The sequence below is a fragment of the Pseudarthrobacter sp. MM222 genome (genome assembly GCF_947090775.1).
Classification (GTDB): Bacteria; Actinomycetota; Actinomycetes; order Actinomycetales; family Micrococcaceae; genus Arthrobacter.
This window is the reverse complement of sequence record NZ_OX352321.1, coordinates 3,914,942-3,934,606: the sequence shown is the minus strand read 5'-3', so window position 1 is coordinate 3,934,606 and position 19,665 is coordinate 3,914,942. Positions and strand designations below refer to the sequence as shown.

15 protein-coding genes are annotated in these 19,665 nt (G+C 66.6%); 2 read left to right on the top strand and 13 right to left on the bottom strand.

What is annotated here, in order from left to right; translation table 11 throughout:
* Nucleotides 1-94: 94 nt before the first annotated feature.
* From OM977_RS18020 to OM977_RS17965, 12 genes are all read right to left on the bottom strand, one after another.
* Nucleotides 95-1,219 carry a phosphotransferase gene (locus tag OM977_RS18020; protein ID WP_264355248.1) on the bottom strand — a complete coding sequence of 375 codons (1,125 nt, stop codon included), beginning with the start codon at nucleotides 1,217-1,219 and terminating at the stop codon, nucleotides 95-97.
* Nucleotides 1,216-2,322: an aminoglycoside phosphotransferase family protein gene (locus OM977_RS18015; protein WP_264355247.1), complete on the bottom strand. Its 1,107-nt coding sequence runs from the start codon at nucleotides 2,320-2,322 to the stop codon at nucleotides 1,216-1,218. The genes OM977_RS18020 and OM977_RS18015 overlap by 4 nt, the downstream gene beginning before the upstream one ends.
* Entirely contained in the window at nucleotides 2,319-3,581 is a 1,263-nt protein-coding gene (locus tag OM977_RS18010; RefSeq protein WP_264355246.1) for a phosphotransferase, read from the bottom strand. Before OM977_RS18010 ends, OM977_RS18015 begins: the two co-directional genes overlap by 4 nt.
* On the bottom strand, nucleotides 3,578-5,371 hold the full coding sequence (locus OM977_RS18005) for an ABC transporter ATP-binding protein (protein ID WP_264355245.1): 1,794 nt from the start codon (nucleotides 5,369-5,371) through the stop codon (nucleotides 3,578-3,580). Before OM977_RS18005 ends, OM977_RS18010 begins: the two co-directional genes overlap by 4 nt.
* Nucleotides 5,372-5,481: 110 nt before the next feature.
* Nucleotides 5,482-6,660, bottom strand: coding sequence for a glycosyltransferase family 4 protein (locus tag OM977_RS18000; RefSeq protein ID WP_264355244.1), 1,179 nt, complete (start codon nucleotides 6,658-6,660; stop codon nucleotides 5,482-5,484).
* Nucleotides 6,657-7,877: a glycosyltransferase gene (locus tag OM977_RS17995; protein WP_264355243.1), complete on the bottom strand. Its 1,221-nt coding sequence runs from the start codon at nucleotides 7,875-7,877 to the stop codon at nucleotides 6,657-6,659. The genes OM977_RS18000 and OM977_RS17995 overlap by 4 nt, the downstream gene beginning before the upstream one ends.
* Nucleotides 7,864-9,111: a glycosyltransferase family protein gene (locus OM977_RS17990; protein WP_264355242.1), complete on the bottom strand. Its 1,248-nt coding sequence runs from the start codon at nucleotides 9,109-9,111 to the stop codon at nucleotides 7,864-7,866. Before OM977_RS17990 ends, OM977_RS17995 begins: the two co-directional genes overlap by 14 nt.
* 109 nt (nucleotides 9,112-9,220) lie before the next feature.
* Nucleotides 9,221-10,798 (bottom strand): sensor histidine kinase, encoded by a 1,578-nt coding sequence (locus OM977_RS17985; protein ID WP_264355241.1) that lies wholly within the window; start codon nucleotides 10,796-10,798, stop codon nucleotides 9,221-9,223.
* Between the two features lie 15 nt (nucleotides 10,799-10,813).
* On the bottom strand, nucleotides 10,814-11,479 hold the full coding sequence (locus tag OM977_RS17980) for a response regulator transcription factor (protein ID WP_264355240.1): 666 nt from the start codon (nucleotides 11,477-11,479) through the stop codon (nucleotides 10,814-10,816).
* Between the two features lie 361 nt (nucleotides 11,480-11,840).
* Nucleotides 11,841-12,650 carry an SDR family oxidoreductase gene (locus tag OM977_RS17975; protein ID WP_264355239.1) on the bottom strand — a complete coding sequence of 270 codons (810 nt, stop codon included), beginning with the start codon at nucleotides 12,648-12,650 and terminating at the stop codon, nucleotides 11,841-11,843.
* A gap of 134 nt (nucleotides 12,651-12,784) precedes the next feature.
* On the bottom strand, nucleotides 12,785-13,693 hold the full coding sequence (locus OM977_RS17970; RefSeq protein ID WP_264355238.1) for a class A beta-lactamase-related serine hydrolase: 909 nt from the start codon (nucleotides 13,691-13,693) through the stop codon (nucleotides 12,785-12,787).
* 111 nt (nucleotides 13,694-13,804) lie between these two features.
* Nucleotides 13,805-14,053: a hypothetical protein gene (locus OM977_RS17965; RefSeq protein ID WP_264355237.1), complete on the bottom strand. Its 249-nt coding sequence runs from the start codon at nucleotides 14,051-14,053 to the stop codon at nucleotides 13,805-13,807.
* Between the two features lie 404 nt (nucleotides 14,054-14,457).
* Here OM977_RS17965 and OM977_RS17960 point away from each other — a divergent pair, with 404 nt between their 5' ends.
* Entirely contained in the window at nucleotides 14,458-16,197 is a 1,740-nt protein-coding gene (locus tag OM977_RS17960; protein ID WP_264355236.1) for an ABC transporter ATP-binding protein, read from the top strand.
* Complete coding sequence (locus OM977_RS17955) at nucleotides 16,194-18,233, top strand: ABC transporter ATP-binding protein (protein WP_270103046.1); 2,040 nt, start codon at nucleotides 16,194-16,196, stop codon at nucleotides 18,231-18,233. The genes OM977_RS17960 and OM977_RS17955 overlap by 4 nt, the downstream gene beginning before the upstream one ends.
* A 162-nt stretch (nucleotides 18,234-18,395) precedes the next feature.
* Here the strand turns inward: OM977_RS17955 and OM977_RS17950 are convergent, their stop codons facing one another.
* Complete coding sequence (locus OM977_RS17950; protein WP_264355235.1) at nucleotides 18,396-19,649, bottom strand: hypothetical protein; 1,254 nt, start codon at nucleotides 19,647-19,649, stop codon at nucleotides 18,396-18,398.
* Nucleotides 19,650-19,665: the final 16 nt, after the last annotated feature.

Genomic DNA, 19,665 nt, shown 5'->3' with positions numbered 1-19,665 from the left:
TCCCAGCGATGGGGCCACTAAAAGGGCCAACGTCTCCGTCCGGTTTGGTGTTCCCGGCCACGCGAACCCCCGCAGATAGTTACCCCGCAGGCAGTCAGCCCCGAACCGATGCCACCCCGGCGGCGGGGAGCGGCTCACCGTCTTCTGCAGGGTGGCTCAGGAATTCCTCGGCAAGGGTGCCCCACGGCGGCCGGAAGGAATAGAGGCAACCCAGCCGCAGCCGTGTCGCGTTCGCGTAGGCATTGAAGCGCGCCGGGGTGACCCGAAGTTCGTCGACAGCCGCGAGAACGTGGCGTTGGGCGGCCTGGTACCGCGCGGCGGTCAAGCGGCCCTGACCCAGGCGCAGCTGAAGATGAACGGAAAGGTTAGCGAGGTCGGCCGCGGCTTCGGCGCGCGCCGCCTCGTCGAAGTCCAGCAACGCCAGCGAAGCTTCCGGGCCGGCAGCGAAGATCTGCTTGTCGTGGAGGTCTCCATGGGACCACACGGGGGGATCAGGTTCGGTCCCGAGCAGCTGAGCAGCGATCTGCCTTGCCGCCGCGCGGACGGCATTTCGCTGGGCTTCGGCCTCCGGAACGTTCTGGGCGTGCAGCAGCCACAGGTGCACCAGGCGTTGCATGTTCTCCAGCTCGACGGCGGCATTGCGGGGCGGGAGCGCCTCGAGGGCGGGACGGTGCGCGGCAGAGCCGGCCCGGCATTGCTGCCGGACCCAGGCTTGGGACCATTTTTGCCAGGCTGTTTCGAACCAGGTATCGCTGACCGCGGAGTCGTTTCCGAGTTCAAACAGGGAGCGGCCGGGGAGGCCGCTGAGGGTGAGGCAGCCCGGCGTGAAGGAGACGATTTCGGGTGCGAGGAAGTCCTCAGAGTCCAGGAGTTCAACCGTCCCGGCGTGCCGGGCCATGGAATCGACGGACCTGCTGGACCGGAAGATCTTGGAATAGCGGTCGCCGGCCCGGACCACGGCACGCATGTGGGCACGGTGCACCACCACCTCGCCGTTCCGTGCCAGTTGTGCCAAAGCGTGCAGGCGGGGGTCCCTGCCTTTTGGCAGCAGCTCCAACTGTCCGGCCCGGAGGTGGGCTGCCCGGACCCCTGCCCGGTCCGGTGCCGTCAGCTCCAAGACGTAGTGGCCTGCGGTTTCGGCGGGCCAGGCCCGCCGGACCAGCAGGCTTGTGCCGTTCTTGTCCGGTACGGCGACCGGAACCGGGGGGTGCCAGCTCATGTCATCAGCTCCTGAGCCCGGCGGCCACGGTGCACGGCGCGTGCGGTGAGAATGTCGAGGGCCATGGACGAGCGCCGGGGCAGCGGGGAACATGCCTTACGCAGCCAGACGACGTCGGAATAGGTCTGGAACCGGCCCGGACTGACGTGCAGTTCTTCGGCGGCGGCCAGAATCTGATTGTGCACCGTCAGGTACCGTGCCGGCGTTATCCGGCTCTTCCGCACGCGAAGTTCCAGGAGAACATCCATATTGGCGAGGTCCCGGGCGGCCTCGGCTTGGGCCGTGTCGTCAAAATCCAGCAACCCGAGCGGCGCCGCACCGCCCGTGGTGAGGATTTGGTTGTCGTGAAGATCCCCGTGGGACCAGACCAGCGGATCGGGTTCCGCTTCGAGCAGGTCCCGCGCCACCTCTTCCGCCCGGGCCCACAACGCCTCGCCTTGCGCCGACGCTTCGGGAACGTTTTTGTAGTGGCGCAGCCAGCGGTTCACCCACCGCCACAAATCCGACACTTCGGCCTCCGGCGGATGAAGCGGCAGGGTGCCGAGGGCTCGCCGCCTGGCGGCGTCGTAGCGGCCGCCCACCTGGGCGGTCCAGGCCTGCGTCCATTTGTCCCACGCCCGGGCCAGAGCTTCGTCGCTGACCGTCGTCGTATCCAGGCCCAGGTCCCCCAAAGTCCGTCCGGGGACAGTACTGAAAACGAGGACGTCGGGGGAGCTGCGAAGAATTTTGGGTACGTCGAAGATATTGGGTGCCAGGACAAGGTCCGTCTGTGCGCAGCGTTCGGCGGGGACCACGGCGGCGCCGGGCTCGAAGATCTTGATGTAGCAGCCGTCCGCCCGGATGACGGCCCGTTTGTGGGGCCGGTGGCAGATTACTACACCTTGCCGCGCCTCCTCCTGGAATGCCGGCAGTCCCGGGTCGTAGCCGGACAGGAGCTCAAAGTGTCCGGAGCGGAGCTGGGCTCCGCGGACGCCCGGCTGTCCGGGCGCCACGACCTCCAGGGCGTAGTCGCCCGGTGTCCGGTCCGCCCACGCCCGGTGGATGTGCCAGGTCCGGCCGGACCCGTCGACGGCGGTCTGCGGGACCGGTGGAAGCCAGCTCATGGGATCAACTCCTGGGCCCGTTCAAGGTGCCGGGACATTTCGCCGGCCCACTCCGGCCTCCGGTCCCTGAACGGATCAACGATGTTCGCGAAGAACCGGACCGCCGCCCACGCGTCCACTGCCGGGGGCGTGAACCGGCCGCCCGCCTCGATGTAGCCTTCCATCAGATGTTGGGTGTGCTGGGTGGTCAGCGCGGTCCCTCTCCAGTGGCTGATTTCCTCGACCGCTGCAAAGGAACCCAGATCGGATTCCGGGGTCCCAACGCGCGCGCGGTCGAAGTCGATCAGGCGGATGTCGGTTCCGCTGACCAGCACCTGGTCCGCGGAGAAATCCCCGTGGACCTGGGCGGCGGTCCCACCATCCGGGGCTCCATCCAGCTGGCGGCGGATCCGGTCTGCGACCTTGGCGGCCGGCGGCCCGAGCGCGGGCAAGAGGGAAACGACCATAGAGCAGGTTGCCTCCAACTGAAGCCGAAGCGCTTCGGACTGCGTTGCAGGGCCGGACTCAACCTCGGAGGGCATGCCATGGAGCCGTGCGAGGGCCTCTCCCGCGAGGCGGGCACCTTCCGGGCCGGCGCTCGCGGTCAGGTCCCGATCGCCCCACACGGGGCTGGCGCTGGTGCCGTGTCTGGCCAATCCTTCCCCGCTGAGCCGGGGAAGCACCGGAACCCCGTGCCGCCGCAGCCGCTGATGGAACAGCAGGTCCGCATCCTCGTCGGCGGGCAGGGCCGCGGTCTTGATCACAACGGGAGCATCCGGAGAACCTGCCAGCAGAACCAGCCGCCGCTCGGGCTTGTAGCGCAGTACCCGGGTGGTGCCGCTAAGCAGTCCTTGTCCGGGTGCGTGGGCCACGCCGAGCCGTTCGAGTCCGTGCTCTCCCAGCCACCGCAGGTTCTTCCGTAAGGCCCAGTCGTCCTCGATGCCGCCCACGGCCATGATCGCGTCCGTGTGCGGCAGGGGTAGCCGGATGAGGCGAACGCCTCCGCCACTCCGCGCCGAGGAGCGCGCACGGCCTTCCAACTTGACGTTGCTCGCCGTGCTGAGAGCCCAGCCGTAACTTCCCCCGCCTTTGCCGGTGCGCAGGAACGCAACCAGCAACGAGGTGTGTGGCTTGTACCGGACCCGGGTGACTTGGAGTGCTTCGCCCACCAGCTCGGAGAGGGCGTCGTCGTCGAGCATGGCTGCAAGGCAGGGGAGTTCCGCGTCGCGGCCGGCGAGCGCGAGGTCGGCGTGCCGCCATTGCGTCCGGAGTGCGTTCACGTCCTAACCTCCAGGCCGGATGTGGCCGGCCCTACCCGGCGGGCCGGGGCGGGGGCAGGCGCGGTTCCCATCCATTTGGCGAAGTGGCTCCCGGGGTCCTGGAGCAGCTCCAGCGGGCGGCCCTCTTCGATAATGCGGCCTTCCTCGAGCCAAATCACCCGGTCGCAGGCGCGTGCGGCGAAGGCATCGTGGGTGATGGTGATCGTCGTCCGTTCCCGGGTCAGGACCTCGAGGGCGTCCAGGATGGATTCGCGGGACGCCGGGTCCAATCCGGCCGTCGCCTCATCGAGGATGACGATGGGTGCCTGCCGGAGGATCGCGCGGGCGATCGCAAGCCGCTGGCGTTGGCCGCCGGAGAGATCCTTGGCGGCTTCTGCCAGAAGGGTGTCATAGCCTTTGGGGAGTTCGCGGATAAAGCCGTCCGCCTGGGCCAGCCTGGCGGCCTGTGCAATGTCCTCGTCGGAGGCCTCGAGGCGCCCGAACTTGATGTTCTCCTTGACCGTGGTGCCGAAGAGCACGGAGTCCTGCAGCAGGATTGAGACGTGGGAGCGCACGGAGGCGATCTGGAGTTCCCGCAGGTCCTCTCCCCCCACCCGGACCACGCCCGAGGTGGGGTCGATCATCCGCAGGACCAGGCTGGCCAACGTCGATTTCCCGGCCCCGGACGGGCCAAGGATGGCCAGATGCTCCCCGGCCGGGATGTGCAGGTTGATCTTCTGGAGCACGGTGGTCCCCTCGCCGTGACCGGCGAAGACGTTCTCGAACGTGATGTCCGGGTTCCGGCTCTGCAACGGACGGGCGTTCGGGGCCTCAGGCAGGTCGGTCTGGGCCTCGAGGAGGTCCGCGACGCGCTCGCCCGAGGCAGTGGCCTTGGCGATCCGGCTGGTCTGCTTGGCCAGGTCCTTCAGCGGCCGCATCCCGGTCTTCAGGTAGGTGAGGAAGATGATGAGGTCCCCGGGGCTGAGCGAGTGGTTCAGTACGCGCCAGCCGCCTCCGGCCAGCACAATCGCGGTGGCGAGGCCGATCAGGACATCCGTGCGGCGCGACAGGCTGGCGGTCAGCCGCATGGCGGCAACGCCCGTGCCCGTGGCGGCATTGTTGGAGTGCCGGAAGCTGGAACTGATGGTGTCCTCGAGTCCGTAGGCCTGTACTTCGCGCATGGCTCCGAGGGTCTGGCTAGCGGTGGTGGCCAACGCGCTTTCACCCTTGCGGGACTTGCGGGCCGCAGCGGTGATCGGTCCGGAACTCCGGTGGGAGAGCACGGCGAATATCCCGGTGGATACAAAGACGACCAGGGCCAGCAGGGGATCCAGCCAAAACATGATGAGGGTCATGGCGACGAGCGTCACTATGTTTCCCACCATGGGCAGTCCCGCGTGGACCGCCACGTCCTGGAGGCGGGAGACGTCGCTCACGAGGCGCTGGACGGTGTCGCCGGACGAGGCCCGTGTGTGGTGCCGCATGGACAGGCCCTGAACGTGGCGGAAGGTTTGGGCTCTCAGATCGGCTGCGACCTTGGATCCGATCGTGGCGAACGCGATGGCGGACCAGTAATTGGCGATGGCCCGCAGGACGCTGATGACCACAATCGCGCCCCCGCACAGCAGCATGGTCTCCAGGCTGGCCTCCATGGTGGGCCCGGGCCTCTTGATGGTTGCGCCCAGCGAACGTGACACCGAATCGATCACCATCTTCACCGGCCACGGCTCCAGCAGGCGGAGCAGGACGCCTACCATCATGGCCACGAATCCCCAGGTCATCAGGAGCCGGTGCCCGCGAAGATGCGGCATGGCACAGCGAAGGGTGCGGCGCAGCCCGGATTCAGGTTTACTGCCGTGCCGCCGGCGCAGGTGCCAGGCGCGGCGCGTCCCGTCTGGCGGTGAAGGACTGGACTTCTTGCTCACTGGGTGGCCGCCCTCCGGATCGGGGGCAGGCAGTGGGTGATGCGAGTGAGTACGCCGTCCCAACTGAAATGCTGCTCGGCGTCTGCGCGTGCGGACGTGCCGAGGCGTTCGCGAAGGGCGGGATCCCCTGCGAGCAGGATGAGGGCCTCAGCCACTGCGGCTGGTTCTCCGGGCGGCACCAGGATCCCCGTTCGCCCGTGTTCCAGGATGGACGGGATCTGGCCCACGGCACTGGCGATGATGGGCAGCGCGGCCGCCATGTATTCATAGACCTTCAGCGGAGAGAAGTAATCGTCCTGGCCGGCGACGTCGGCGGGGTAGGGGGCTGCCCCGGCGTCGGCGTCGTCGAGGAGCCCTGGCACGGCGTCAGGTGGCACCGCCCCGGTGAATCGGGCTTCCACGCCAAGCGTGGCGGCGAGCCGTTCGAGGTCCTCACGGACCGGTCCGTTCCCTATCACCAGCGCCCGCCAGCGGTTAGCGGGGTCCGGTGTCTGCGCATTGGCCAGGGCCACTCCATGCAAAAGGCCCGGTACGCCGTGCCACGGCTTGAGCGTGCCGACGAAGGCGACAGTGAGGTGGTTCGGGCTGCGCCGGCCGGGCTGGCGCGGGGTGATCCGGTGGATGTTGACGCCGTTGGGCACCAGCACCGTCCGTGCGGACGGTACCCGCTGCAGAACCCAGCGGACCACAGGTTCGGAGACGCAGGCGACGACGTCGGCCGTTCTCGCATTTCGCCGCAAAACGGTCTCGGCCTTCTTGACGTCCACCAGTTGGCGGTACCGCTGCTGCTCCTCGATCAGCGGGGCGTTGATTTCGAGCACCGACGGGATGTCCAGCACGGGGGCAAGCACGGACAGTGCCGGGCTGAACAGTGAATAGCGTTCGTAAATCAGGCCGCAGCCGCGGTGGAGCACTTCGTCAACGAGGGCCAGCGCGGCGTCCTCGATGGCCTGCTCCCTTGCGGCACCGGCCGTGGCCGACTTCGGGGTGACCTCGACGACGTCGAGATCGGCCAGATCGGCGGGCCGGTCCGTTCCGCGGCGCGCGCAGTAGACCGTGACGTCGGCACCGGTGCCGCGCCACGCCCGGACGATCTCCTGGACGTGGACCGAGGAGCCCTTCGTGCCGAAGACCGGCACCCCTGGGTCTGCGCAAAAGTAGGCCACGCGTGTCATGCGACTTGCCTCTCCGGGCGGGAGAGGGACCTGAGGAGTTCGGCCTGGCGGCGGACGTCGTAGTCCTCCTCGACCAGGGCGCGGGCATTGCGGGCCAGAGCCGCCCTGTCGGTGCCGGGGGAAACGAGGGTGCGGACAGCACGGGCCAGCGCGTGCGGGTTTCCCGGCCGGACGAGGACCCCGGTGGAGCCGTTGCGGATGGCCTCCGGAATCCCGGTGACCGACGTGCTGACGCAGGGCACTCCCGTGGCCATGGCTTCCAGCAGGACGGTGGGCATGCCGTCGGCGTTGCCGTCGGCACCGACGACGCAGGGCGCCACGAAGACATCGGCGGAGTCGAGCAGTTCGTGGATCTGGTCCTGGGTCTGGGGCCCGATCAGGCGGACGTTGTCCTGGAGCCGGAGCTGCCCGATGCTCGCCTCCAGCTCCTCGGCCAGAATGCCGGTCCCTGCGATGCGCAGCTCCAGCTTGACGCCCCGTTCCAGGAGTTCGGCGGCGGCCGGCAGCAAATGCTGGAACCCCTTCTTCTCCACCAGGCGCCCCACCGCGGCGATGCGCAGCGTGGTGCCGGGCGGGCGAGGATCCCGGTACGGGAACCGCTCCAGCTCCAGTCCGTTGCGCACCAGGTGCAGCCGGGACGTGGAGGCCGGGAAACGGCGGCGCAGGTAGCGCAGGTTGAAGCGGCTGATGGTGACGGCGTGGTGGGCCTTCTCGAGCTTCAGCTGCAGGTCCTCGTCGCGGACCGACTCATGGAAAATGTCCACCGCGTGCGCGGTGAAGGAGAACGGGATGCCGGTGATGGCCGAGGTCAGCCGTGCCACCGTGGCGGCGCCGGACGCGAAGTGTACGTGCATGTGCCGGATGTTCCGGTTCTGCAGGGCCGTGGCTAAACTGACGGCCTGGATGGCGTCGTCCGCAGTGGCGGCGGCAAGTTCGCCAAGGTTGCGGCTCAGGGCCGGCATGAGTCCGGCTGCCGCAGCCTTTTGCAGGCAGTCCCACAGGGCCACGGTCTTAATTGGCCGGTCGATGTAGGTCACAGGAGCCTGTACCCGGGCGAGCTCGGAGTGGAACCGGGCATCGGTGGTAGGCCGCAGGGAGAAAATTTCGATCCGGTCCCCGGCGGCTTCCCGTGCCAGGATCTCGGAAACGATGAACGTCTCCGAGAAGCGCGGATACATCTTCAGGACGTAGGCCGTCCCAGGTTCAGACGGCAACACGGGCGGCACTTCCCTTCGCGGCTGCGGGGACCTCGACGACGTTTGCCTCCGCTTCGTCCGCGGCGACGCCCGCGGCCACTGCCGTCTGCAGCAGACCGGCGGCCAGCTGCGGGACCCGGATCAGCCCGTCCAGGACCGCCCGCCGCCGGTCCACCGTGGTACCGAGGCGCGAGGCCCACCAATCGGCCAGGATCTCCGGGGTCAGGGTGTCGATCTCGTGCTGTTCCAGATAGCCGGCCTTGGCGAGGGAGTTGGCCCGGATGCGCTGTTCGGCCCGCGACTCGGTGCGGGGGACGATGAGGGCGGGGACGCTGGTGCTCAGAATTTCGCACACCGTGTTGTACCCGCCCATCGCCACGACGGCGGCAGCGTGACGGAGGTGGAAGACGATGTCGTTCAGGGCAGGGACCACCTTGACCCCTGGGCGGGCATGGCGGGCCAGGTCCTCGAACTCCTCAACGGGCATCTGCGGGCCGGCCACAACCAGATGGCCCAGCCCGGCCGGGACCGGTGCCGCGACCGCGAGCCGCGCGAGGGCGTGGCCGTCCGAGCCGCCGCCCACTGTGGTCATCACGTAGGGGCCGTCCATACAACTGGTGCCGGAGACCGAGGGACGCCCGGTGGCCAGGTAGCCGGTGTACCGAATGAGCTTGCGCAGCGAAAACGGGATCTCGCCGGATGCCACCGGATCGTGGATGGCAGGGTCGCCGTAGACCCAGATTGCGTCGAAAAGAGACTTGACCATCCGTGCTCCACCGAAGCGGGCCCATTCGGTAAAGGCTGGGTCCGGGGCATCGAGGACTTCACGAAGGCCCAGCACCACGCGAACCGGGCCCTCGGCCCGGGCATGCCGCAGGGCACTTTCCAGTTCCCGGTGGACGCCGGTGGCATGGCGGTCCACGATCACCAGGTCGGGGCGGAAGCCCGCCAGTACCCCGTGCAACAGCCTCGAACGCAGGGACACGAGCTCGGCCATGGGCAGGCTGAGATTCCGGGGCAGGTAGCCCTCGGGGCTCTTCCCGATGCCGGGAAGCAGCACCCAGTCCCAGCCCTCGGGGGCAGGGAACCCGGGGGCGTGCGCTGTGCCGGTGATGAGGATACCGGTGACGGGGCGGCCGGTCAGCCCCGGGAGTTGATTGGCAAGCGCGTGGGCCAGCACCAGGTTTCGGCGCACGTGGCCCAGGCCCACTGAATCATGTGAGTAAAGCACTATCCGCAGTGGCTCCACGGTCATCCTCCCCGCTTCTTCTTAGCTACAGCTTGGAGCCGCAGGGTGAGGAAACGATGAGGGGAAGATTAATGATTTTTCATCAACTGCGCGGTGCTGCTCTGCGCGGTGCTGCTCAGAGCCGTGCACCGACAGGCTGGAGCGGGATCCGGACCAAGAACCGGGATCCGTGACCGTACTCGGATTCGACGCCGGCGTTCCCGCCATGCGCTTCGGCAATGGCGGTGACGATTGCCAGGCCCAGTCCGGATCCCTCCTGTCCGCGGCCAGGGTGGGCTCGGCCGAACCGCTCGAAGATCCGCTGCTGGTCCTCCGGAGCGATTCCCGTCCCGGTGTCACGCACCCACAGCAGCAGCGTGTCCGCTTCTGGCAGCGGCGAGCCGTCGAGCGCCGCCGTGCCGTCAGGCAGCGGCGAGCCGTCCGGCGCCGTCGAACTTTCCAGCCGGCTGCCGAGGGCGATCGTGGAGGACGGCCCGGTGTATTTGACCGCATTGGCGGCCAGCTGGACCAGAGCTTGGGTGATCCGCTGCGGGTCCGCCTCCAGCATCACCTCGGCCGACTCGTCCAGTTGCCAGTGGCGGTCCGCGAGGACGTGGACTTTCTCCATCACCTGATGGAGGAAGTCGGGGAACCGGACGGGCTGCTTCCTGAGGAAGTCGGGGCGGCCGGCGTTGGCCAGCAGGAGCAGGTCGTCCACGAGCCGCTGCATCCGGTCCACTTCCTCGAGCAGGACGTCCCTCGTGGCCGTCACATCGCCCGGGTCGTCCACAGCCACGAGTTCCAGGTGGCCACGGAGGATCGTCAGCGGAGTCCGCAGCTCATGGCCCGCGTCGTCCAAAAACTTTTGCTGCTGCTGCGCTCCCTCGTCCAGCCGTTCCAGCATGGTGTTGAAGGTCTTCATGAGCAGCGTGACATCATCCGCGCCGTTGCGGACTTCCACCCGCTGTGTCATGTCCTCGGGACTGACCACCCGGGTGGCTTCGCGCAGCCGGCGCAGCGGGTAAAGAAGCCTGCCGGCCACCGTGCCTCCGAGAAGGGCGGCAGCGAGCAGCGTGCCGGCAGCGACCAGGACGTAGGTGTGGATTGAGGACACGAGATGTTCCTGTAGGTCCCCGGTGTCCCGTCCGACCAACAGATAGGTCACCGGTCCGGGCGGTCCCTTTACCGGCACGACGGCGGCCCGGAAGTGCCGCCCTTCGGCGCCGAAGTCGCCGAAGGCCGCGTCGCCAGCACCTGTCAGGGCCACGGCCGCGACGTGCATGTCCTCGTTGAGAAGGTTCTCTTCGGGGCTGCCGTCCACGGTCCATTCGATCTTCCCTTCGGTGATGCCGGCCATCACCTCGTTGCTGCGGGGCTCGATATCCTCGGCGGCCTCATGGAGCCCGTGCTTGAGGGTCTCCCGGTCCGACCGCTCGTTGCTCGGTACCAGCTTGACCACGGCATGGGCCTTGTCCAGGAGGGCCTGGTCCACTCTGGTATCAGAGTCCTGGAACTGGACCGCAAAGGTGATGAACCCGGCGACCACCAACCCTGCGAGCATCATGAGCAGCATTGCCGCGACCACGCGGAAGCGCACGGAATGCGCCCGGGCGCTCCAGCCGGACCGTTCCGGGTCCCGGCCGGGCGGTGGAGCAGGCGGTGTGGCCCGCGCGGCCCGGGCGCTTTCCCGCAGCCGGCTCAAGGTGACGGTCACTGATTCATCTTCTTTCTAGCCGAGGCGGTATCCGGCGCCGCGGGTGGTGACGATATGGTCGGCGCCAAGCTTCATCCGTAGCTGGCGCACATACACATCCACCACGTTGGAAGTGCCGTCAAAGTCGTAGCCCCACACGCGGCTCAGGAGTTGTTGCCGGCTCAGGACCTGCCCCGGGTGGAGCAAGAACATCTCGACCAGCGCGAACTCGCGGGCCGAAAGTTCCACGGTTTTGTCCCCGATGCTCACCGAGTGGGTGTGCAGGTTGAGTTCCAGTGCGCCGTAGCGAAGGACGTTGCCCACGGGCGGATCCCCGTTTTCCCCCGGCCGCAGCCGGGCCCTGATCCGGGCGACGAGTTCCTCAAAGCGGAAAGGCTTAACCATGTAGTCATCCGCGCCGCCCTCCAGCGCGGCCACGGTGTCCGCGGCGGAGCCGCGGGCTGTCAGGAAAATCACCGGGATGCCAATCTGCGCCTGGCGCAAGGTCGACAGGACCGTGAAGCCGTCCAGACGGGGGAGCCCGACGTCGAGCAGCAGGAGGTCGAATTCGCCACTTGACGCGTAGTCCACGGCTTTCACGCCATCCGCGACGACTGTGGGCGCGTAACCGGCCGCCCGCAGCCCCTTCTCAATGAACCGGGAGATACGTTCTTCGTCTTCGGCAATAAGTATTCGGATCACGTGACCCCCTGGAAGGCCCGGGTCTCCGGCACCGGCCGGAGGTTCGTCGTTCTCGCTCCTGGCACTATTTCCGGATTCTCAGGCCGACTCCAAAACTGCGGCGTCTCCTGCACGTGAGCTGGGAGGTATCCCGAGGCCCCAGCAGCCTCGATGCGCCCGGGTTGCGGGCGTGGAGCGGACACGGTTAGTGTCCGTGTACGATTTTCCGGCGTCCGTTATGAGCGTTGGATCCGGTTCCCTTATCTTGCTCCTAGATGCCTGCGGGCGCCACCCTTCACGGAAAGCTTTTCGGAGGACTGGTGCGGCACGGAAAGGCCTGCCGAGGGCCGGCCCCGGCTAGCACCCGCCGCGGTAGGTCGACCTAACCCTTCCGCCAGTCGTGGCCCGTGATGTGCGAACCGGCCTGCGGGCCCATCTGCAGCATGCCGCCGTCCACTGCCCACGAAGCGCCCGTGACATAGCTCGAGGCGGGGGAGGCCAGGAACGCGATGACGGCCGCTACTTCCCGGGCGTCTCCCGGCCTTCCCAGGGGAACGCCGGGCCGGTCGGTCTTCGTCGGGTCCTGGTCCGTCTGCCCGGTCATGGGAGTGGCGATCTCGCCTGGCGCCACGTTGTTGGCCGTGATGCCGTACTCGGCGAGCTCCAGGGCCATGGTCTTGATCAGCCCGCCCAGACCGTGCTTGGACGCGTCATAGGCCGCGGCGCCGACCCTCGGCTGGAACTCATGGACGCTGGTGACGGCAATGATGCGTCCGCCCCGGCCCTGCTGGACCATGCGCCGGGCCGCGGCCTGCAGGCAGACGAAGGCGCCGTTGAGGTTGGTATCCAAAGTCCGCATCCAGGTGTCGACGTCGAGGTCCAGAAACTTCACGCCGTCGCCGGTGCCGGCATTGTTCACGAACACGTCCACCCCGCCCAGCTCGTCGGCCAGCTCATCGATCGTGGCCGCGGCGCCGCGGACATCGGTGGTGTCCAGACGCCGCACCACGGCCCGGGCTCCCAGGCCGCGGACCTCATCGGCAGTCTCCTCGGCGCCCTGCTGGTCCGAATGCCAGGTGACCCCCACGTCCAATCCGGACTTCGCCAGGGCCACGGCCGTGGCGCGGCCTATGCCGGAATCCGAACCGGTGACGATCGCCGTGGCGGGCAGGAAGCTGGTGGTGTCTTCCATGGGGCAGCCTTTCGTGAGGAAGTTTCCGGAACCGGGAACGCCTTCACGCTAGGGGCATTGGCCCGGGGGACACAAGAGACGGCAGCAGTCAGTTCCTGCGCCGTTGACTGCCGGCTCCGTTAGCTTCCGAACCCTTAGCTACCGAATAGCGTCCCGCAGACGGTGCGCGTCAGCTCGTGGATGACGGCCAGCCGCTCCTCGCTTTCGACCGCGTCCTCGCCCCACGTGTAGATGACCAAGGAGTAGGAGCGGCCATCGGCGCTCAGGATGGACGCATCGTGGACGTACCCCTCTACCTCGCCGTACTTGTGCTGCACCGTGATCTCCGGGTCCACCGCGGCCGGGATGAGGCGCTCATTGTTGGTCTGCTGCATGTAGCCCAGCAGTTCCTCAGTGTGCTCCGGGTTGAGCAGCGTCCCGGTTGAAAGCTGCCGGAGCAGGAGCGCCATGTCCCCCGGTGCCACAAGGTTCTGTTCCGGGTCGTACTGCAGGCCCACCGACGCCGCGTACTCGATCAATCGGGGGTAGCCGATGTCCTGCATGAGCAGCAGCCAGGAATCGTCGCTGCTGGTGTTGATCATGGCCTTGAGCTGGAACGCTGCGTCGAAGCTGCCCAGCGGCACGTCGAGGGACTTCTCCCCGGTTTCCACCAGATGGTAGTAGGCGGCAGCGGTGATGATTTTGGCGGTGCTGGCCGCGGAGTAGGGGGTGGCATCGCCGTAGACCGTCGGGTCCCCGCCGCCGTTGTCCACCAGCGCGACGCCGACCCGGTACCCGCCGTGCTCGCTTATGATCCGCTGGATCTCCGCGTCCAGGGCCGCGGAGTTCATGGGATTGGCCGGGACCGGGGCCTCCGCCGCCGCCGGGGCCGGCTGGAACTGGCTCTCCACGGAGGCCAGGAAGTCCGTACGGGGGTCCGGTCCGGTGCGGACGACGGCGGTAGTCAGGGCGGCGAACAGCACAAGGGCGGCGGCAACCCAGACAAGCGGGGCGCGGCTGGAGCCTCCCGACGTCGGGGGCTGCTGCGGTCCGGAGGTGGTCATTGAGTTCAGGATCTTCCGATCAGCGAGGGAGGGGTTTCCTGAACCGTATGCCCCAGCTATTGGCATGTCCAAGCCACACGCGGGTCACTGTTCCAGATTCATCTGAATCCCTCAGTGCGGAAGCAGCCTCTCGCCACCCGGGCCGCCGTGCAGGCGCCTGGTAGGGGTACGGAGCTCCCGCGCCAGGAACCGGTACAGCCCCACCGTCACGGCCTTGAGGAGGAGGAGCACCAGACTGACCGAACCTGCCAAGAGCAGGAGCAGGCCGATGCCGATAAGCAGCGGGAGGTACAAAAGAAAAACACCGAACACCGCCGCGATGTAGCCCGCGGCGTAGGCAATGAAGGTGGTTTGGTCCACCGTGATCCCATCTACAGCCGGATAAGTGGCTCCGGATGCCTGCTGCCGTTCCCCGTTGCAGCGTTGGGTGATGGAAGTCCCGGCCGCTTTCGCTGCCGGAAACCCCTGTGCGGGTGGGTGGCGTGGGTGCATCCCGTCCCGGATCGATATAGGCCGTGAGCTGGTGTCGATGACCTCTACGGGCCTCCCTGGATCCTTGAAGGGGACGGTGCCGGCCGGGGTTGTACCGGCCGATATGGGATTTATAGCACCGCCCTTGTGGACCCGCAAGGGCCTACTGGCCGCCGGATAGGCGGCCTTTGGTACGCGCCGAGGCTCATGGCAAACTCCCAGCAACTGCACGGCAACAGCGGACGTAGACTGGCGTTCGGATCGCTTCGTGAGGCACGTGGCTGGGAGTACGGATGCTCTGGAAACTGCTCGTCGAATATCTGGGGCCGCAGCGGCGGCTGCTGCTCGCCGTCGTCGTCTTCCAGCTGGCGCAGTCCATTGCCTCGCTGTACCTGCCCACCCTCAACGCGGACATCATCGATGAGGGCGTCGCGAAGGGCAACACCGGCTACATCCTGGGCACCGGCGGCGTGATGCTGCTGGTCACCCTGCTGCAGATCGCGTGTGCGATCGCCGCCGTGTACTTCGGCGCGAAGGCCGCAATGGGGATGGGCAGGGACCTGCGCGGCTCAATCTTCAGCCGGGTGGCGGAGTTTTCTGAGCAGGAGGTCACCCGCTTCGGCGCCCCGAGCCTGATCACCCGCTCCACCAACGACGTCCAGCAGGTCCAGCAGCTGGTGCTGATGTCCGCGACCATGATGGTGGCGGCGCCCATGCTCAGCATCGGCGGGGTGATCATGGCGATCCGGCAGGACGCGCAGCTGTCCTGGCTGATCGCGGTGAGCGTGCCCGTGCTGATTATCGGCATCGCGCTGATCATCACCCGGATGGTTCCGCTGTTCCGGCTGATGCAGACCCGGATCGACACCGTGAACCGGGTGCTCCGCGAACAGCTCACCGGCATCCGCGTGGTCCGCGCCTTCGTGCGGGAGGAGATCGAGACCGCCCGCTTCGGGAAAGCCAACGCGGACGTCTCGGACACGGCCCTGCGCGCCGGGCGGCTGATGGCGCTCGCGTTCCCGGTGGTGATGCTGGTGCTGAACGTCTCCAGCGTGGCGGTGATCTGGTTCGGCGCGTTCCGGATTGAGGACGGCTCCATGCAGGTGGGCACCCTGATCGCGTTCCTGAGCTACCTCATGCAGATCCTGATGTCCGTCATGATGGCCACCTTCATGGCGATCATGATTCCGCGCGCGGCGGTCTCGGCGGACCGGATCGGCGAGGTGCTCGGCACCGAGTCCAGCGTCCGGCCGCCGGAGCATCCGGTCAGCTTTGCCGGCCGCACCGGCCGCGGTGAGCTCCAGATGCACGACGTCGGGTTCGCCTACCCGGGTGCCGAGGCCCCGGTCCTCGCCGGGATCAGCTTCACCGCCCGCGCCGGGCAGACGACGGCGATCATCGGCGCCACCGGCTCCGGCAAGACCACGCTAGTGAACCTGATGCCCCGGCTTTTCGACGCGACGGCTGGCGCCGTGCTTATTGATGGCGTGGACGTGCGCGAGCTGCACCCAGACCTGCTCTGGGGGCACATCGGCCTGGTCCCGCAGCGGCCGTACCTGTTCTCCGGCACGGTGCGCAGCAACCTGCTCTACGGCAAACCCGACGCCAGCGAGGACGAACTCTGGCGGGCGCTGGGGATAGCGCAGGCGGAGGACTTCGTCCGGGAGATGGAGGGCGGGCTGGACGCGCCCATCTCGCAGGGCGGCACCAACGTCTCCGGCGGGCAGCGGCAGCGGATCGCGATAGCCCGCGCACTGGTGAAACGGCCCGAGCTCTACATCTTTGACGACTCGTTCTCCTCGCTGGACACCGCCACGGACGCCCGGCTCCGGCAGGCACTCAAACAGCACACCGCCGGCGCCACCCTGGTGATCATCGCCCAGCGGGTCTCCAGCATTCTCGACGCCGAGCAGATCCTGGTGCTCGACGACGGCAGGATCGTCGGGCAGGGCACGCACCTTGAGCTGCTGGAGACCTCGCCGACGTACCAGGAGATCGTGAACTCGCAGCTCGCGGCGGAGGAGGCGGCATGAGTGCCACGGATAGGGCCACCCCCGCGCCGGTGCCCTCGCGGCCCGCCGGCGGCGGGGGCGCCGGGGCGCCCGGCTCGGCGCCCGCCGTCGAACGCATTCCACGGCCCGCAGGTGGGCCAGGCCGCGGCGGACCCTTCGCCGGGATGAACATCCCCGCGGAGAAGGCGATGAACTTCGGGCCCTCGGCCCGGCGGCTGCTGGGCCAGCTGCGTCCGGAACGGCTGTGGCTGGTACTGGTCCTGGTGCTCGCCGTCGTGAGTGTGGCGTTCTCGGTGATCGGGCCGCGGCTCCTAGGCGAGGGCACCAACCTGATCTTCGCGGGCGTCGTGTCCAAGGAGCTGCCGCCCGGGGTGAGCCAGACGGAGCTGATCGCGCAGCTGCGCGCCGCGGGGGAGAACCAGAAAGCGGACATGCTCAGCGCCATGACGCTGACGCCCGGCACCGGGATCGACTTCACCGCCCTGTCCAACGTGCTGCTCTGGGCGCTGGCGCTGTATGTGCTGGCCTCCGCGTTCGGCTGGGTGCAGGCCTATGTCCTTAATGGGGTTGTGCAGCGCACGGTGTTCCGGCTGCGCGAGCGGATCGAGGAGAAGATCAATAAGCTGCCGCTGCGCTACTTCGATTCGATCCAGCGCGGCGAGCTGCTCAGCCGGGTGACCAACGACGTCGACAACATCTCGCAAAGCCTGCAGCAGTCCATCAGCCAGGCCGTGACCTCGCTGCTGACCGTGGCGGGCGTGCTGGTGATGATGCTCCTGCTCTCGCCCACGCTGGCGCTGATTGCGCTGGTGACCATTCCGCTGACGCTCGTGACCACGGCCGTGATTGCCAAGCGCTCGCAGAAGCTGTTCGTGGCGCAGTGGAAGCACACAGGTGAGTTAAATGGGCAGATCGAGGAAACTTACACCGGGCACGCGCTGGTGAAGGTGTTCGGCCGCCAGCGGGAAGTGGAGGAGCGGTTCCGGCAGAAGAACGCGGAGCTGTACCAGGCCAGCTTCGGCGCGCAGTTCATTTCCGGGCTGATCATGCCGGCCATGACGTTCATCGGGAACCTGGTCTATGTGGGGATCGCCGTGGTGGGCGGGCTGCAGGTGGCGTCCGGGGCGATGCAGCTGGGTGATGTGCAGGCGTTCATCCAATACTCGCGGCAGTTCACCCAGCCGCTGGCCCAGCTGGGCTCGATGGCCAACCTGCTGCAGTCCGGGGTGGCGTCGGCGGAGCGGGTGTTCGAGCTGCTGGACACAGACGAGCAGTCGCCGGACCCTGCTGCTGGTGTTGCTCCTTCCGGGGGCCGGGGCCGGCTGGTGTTCGAGGACGTGTCCTTCTCCTATTCACCGGACAAGCCGCTGATCTCTTCCCTGAGCCTGGTGGCCGAGCCGGGGCAGACCGTGGCCATTGTGGGCCCGACCGGGGCGGGCAAGACCACCCTGGTGAACTTGATGATGCGCTTCTACGAGATCGACGCCGGGCGGATCACCCTTGACGGCGTGGACGTCACCGAGATGACCCGCAACGAGCTGCGCTCGCGGATGGGCATGGTGCTGCAGGACACGTGGCTGTTCGGCGGATCCATCCGGGACAACATCGCCTACGGCCGGCCTTCCGCCTCGGAGGAGGAGATCCTGGAGGCGGCCCGCGCGACGTACGTGGACCGCTTCGTCCGGTCCCTGCCCGAGGGCTACGACACGGTGCTCGAAGACGAAGGCTCCAATGTCTCCGCCGGGGAGAAGCAGCTGCTTACGATTGCCCGGGCGTTCCTGGCCCGGCCGTCCGTGCTGATCCTGGACGAGGCCACGAGCTCGGTGGACACCCGCACCGAGGTGCTGGTGCAGAAGGCGATGAGCGCTTTGAGGAGCGACCGGACCAGCTTCGTGATCGCGCACCGTCTCTCCACCATCCGCGACGCCGACCTCATCCTGGTGATGGACGCCGGGCAGATCGTGGAGCAGGGAACTCATACTTCGCTGTTGGCCGCGGGTGGGGCGTACGCGGCACTGTACGCGGCGCAGTTCGCGGCCCCGGTGGCGGAGGTTTGAGCTAGAGTTTGGTTCCAGCCGCTGTTCGTTCGAAAGGCGTTTCGGCTGGTATCGCACTCAAATGCGAGAACGGTAATGCCGACACTAACAACCAAGCTCCCGCTCGTGTTTCCTCACATTGTCGTTGAAGGATCATGCGCTACCTTCAGAGTCCGGCTCGCTCTAAGCCTTGGGTAAGCGCTCTACAACCGTACTGAGAACGTCAAGGGCCTTAGCCCCGAAGGCAGCCTCCGAATTGTCGTTGCTGCCGTTTCCCTCTGACCTACCAAAAGTTCGCTTCAAAAAGTCAACTTTTGCTTCCTCGGCCATCGCCTTGTTGCCAATGTCCGATAGGAACGGGCCAATAGATCTAAGTTCAAGCTCGGTTCGCTTGTAGGTCCGCGCGCTTGTAAGTGCCTGCTGTCCCTTTCTAATCAGGATGGTAGCCACACCTCCGAGTGCCACAGCCAACGATATTTTTAGACCGAGCCAGTTCCAGTTGAAGTCAGATCTGTCGCCGAAAGTCAGAATGGCTACGATTACCAGCCAGGCGACTCCTGCTAGCGCTACCCCAATACCGATCCAAAATGTGCGATTTCCAGAATCCAGCTCTGATTGGGATGAAGACTCAAACTTTTCGGCCAAGATGTGACCTGTAGTCTGTCCTGCGGCGACCTTTGTCTGATCACCGAGGCTGCGGATTTCTTTCAGAGTCTCCTCGCCTGAGTCCTTTTGGTTTTGCAGATCTTCAAGAAAAGGCTCTGTCTGGTTCGATAGTGAATCCAGCTGGTTCTTGATCCATTTTGTGAACTCAGAATCTCGACTTGCCTGGGCCCTGCGGAAGATTTCATCGTGGTTTGTAAAGGCCTCCTCCAGCCGCTGTTTCTCGACGCGGAGCTGCTCCTGCACATTCTTGAGGTCCTGATGTGCTATTTTAGCCGCACTCTCCAACATCTCAATAGAACCAGCGGTTTCCGCTGCCCTCCTACTTGCATTGGTTTGCTCAAACTCAAGCTGCCTGCGAAGCTCCGAAATGACATGCTCAGACTCTTTACGCAAGCTGGAGTACTCCTGCTTTGCTTGTTTTGACAGAGCATTGCTGGACATGGGCGGGCGGTGCCAGGCGCCCATCTGTTCAAAACACCTCTCGGCCGCAGATAGTGCCATCAGCACATACTCGTGCATCGGGGACTCTCTGTACTCGATCAGATGCGAATACACGTCCTGCCAGAGTGCCGCAGCCTCGTCGATCTGCCTCATCGAGTAGAACCTAGGATCGAAGGCGCTGAAGGCTTGGACCTGCTGAGCAATCCAACGAGTTGTCTGGATCGCTTCCAGGGTGTCCAGGCTTCGTTCGTGTTCGGGCGCATCGGTGAGAGTGATGACGTCCTGAACGATCCGCCACAGACGATGGGCGCTAAACTCGGATTCCTTCATATTCTCTATATCTAAT

Excerpts from the sequence above, each read along its gene's own strand:
- OM977_RS17955 (WP_270103046.1), top strand. The coding sequence starts at position 16,194 with ATGAGTGCCACGGATAGGGCCACCCCCGCGCCGGTGCCCTCGCGGCCC.
- OM977_RS17950 (WP_264355235.1), bottom strand. The coding sequence starts at position 19,649 with ATGAAGGAATCCGAGTTTAGCGCCCATCGTCTGTGGCGGATCGTTCAG.
- OM977_RS17960 (WP_264355236.1), top strand. The coding sequence starts at position 14,458 with ATGCTCTGGAAACTGCTCGTCGAATATCTGGGGCCGCAGCGGCGGCTG.
- OM977_RS17970 (WP_264355238.1), bottom strand. The coding sequence starts at position 13,693 with ATGACCACCTCCGGACCGCAGCAGCCCCCGACGTCGGGAGGCTCCAGC.
- OM977_RS18015 (WP_264355247.1), bottom strand. The coding sequence starts at position 2,322 with ATGAGCTGGCTTCCACCGGTCCCGCAGACCGCCGTCGACGGGTCCGGC.
- OM977_RS17990 (WP_264355242.1), bottom strand. The coding sequence starts at position 9,111 with ATGACCGTGGAGCCACTGCGGATAGTGCTTTACTCACATGATTCAGTG.
- OM977_RS18020 (WP_264355248.1), bottom strand. The coding sequence starts at position 1,219 with ATGAGCTGGCACCCCCCGGTTCCGGTCGCCGTACCGGACAAGAACGGC.
- OM977_RS17975 (WP_264355239.1), bottom strand. The coding sequence starts at position 12,650 with ATGGAAGACACCACCAGCTTCCTGCCCGCCACGGCGATCGTCACCGGT.
- OM977_RS18000 (WP_264355244.1), bottom strand. The coding sequence starts at position 6,660 with ATGACACGCGTGGCCTACTTTTGCGCAGACCCAGGGGTGCCGGTCTTC.
- OM977_RS18005 (WP_264355245.1), bottom strand. The coding sequence starts at position 5,371 with ATGCCGCATCTTCGCGGGCACCGGCTCCTGATGACCTGGGGATTCGTG.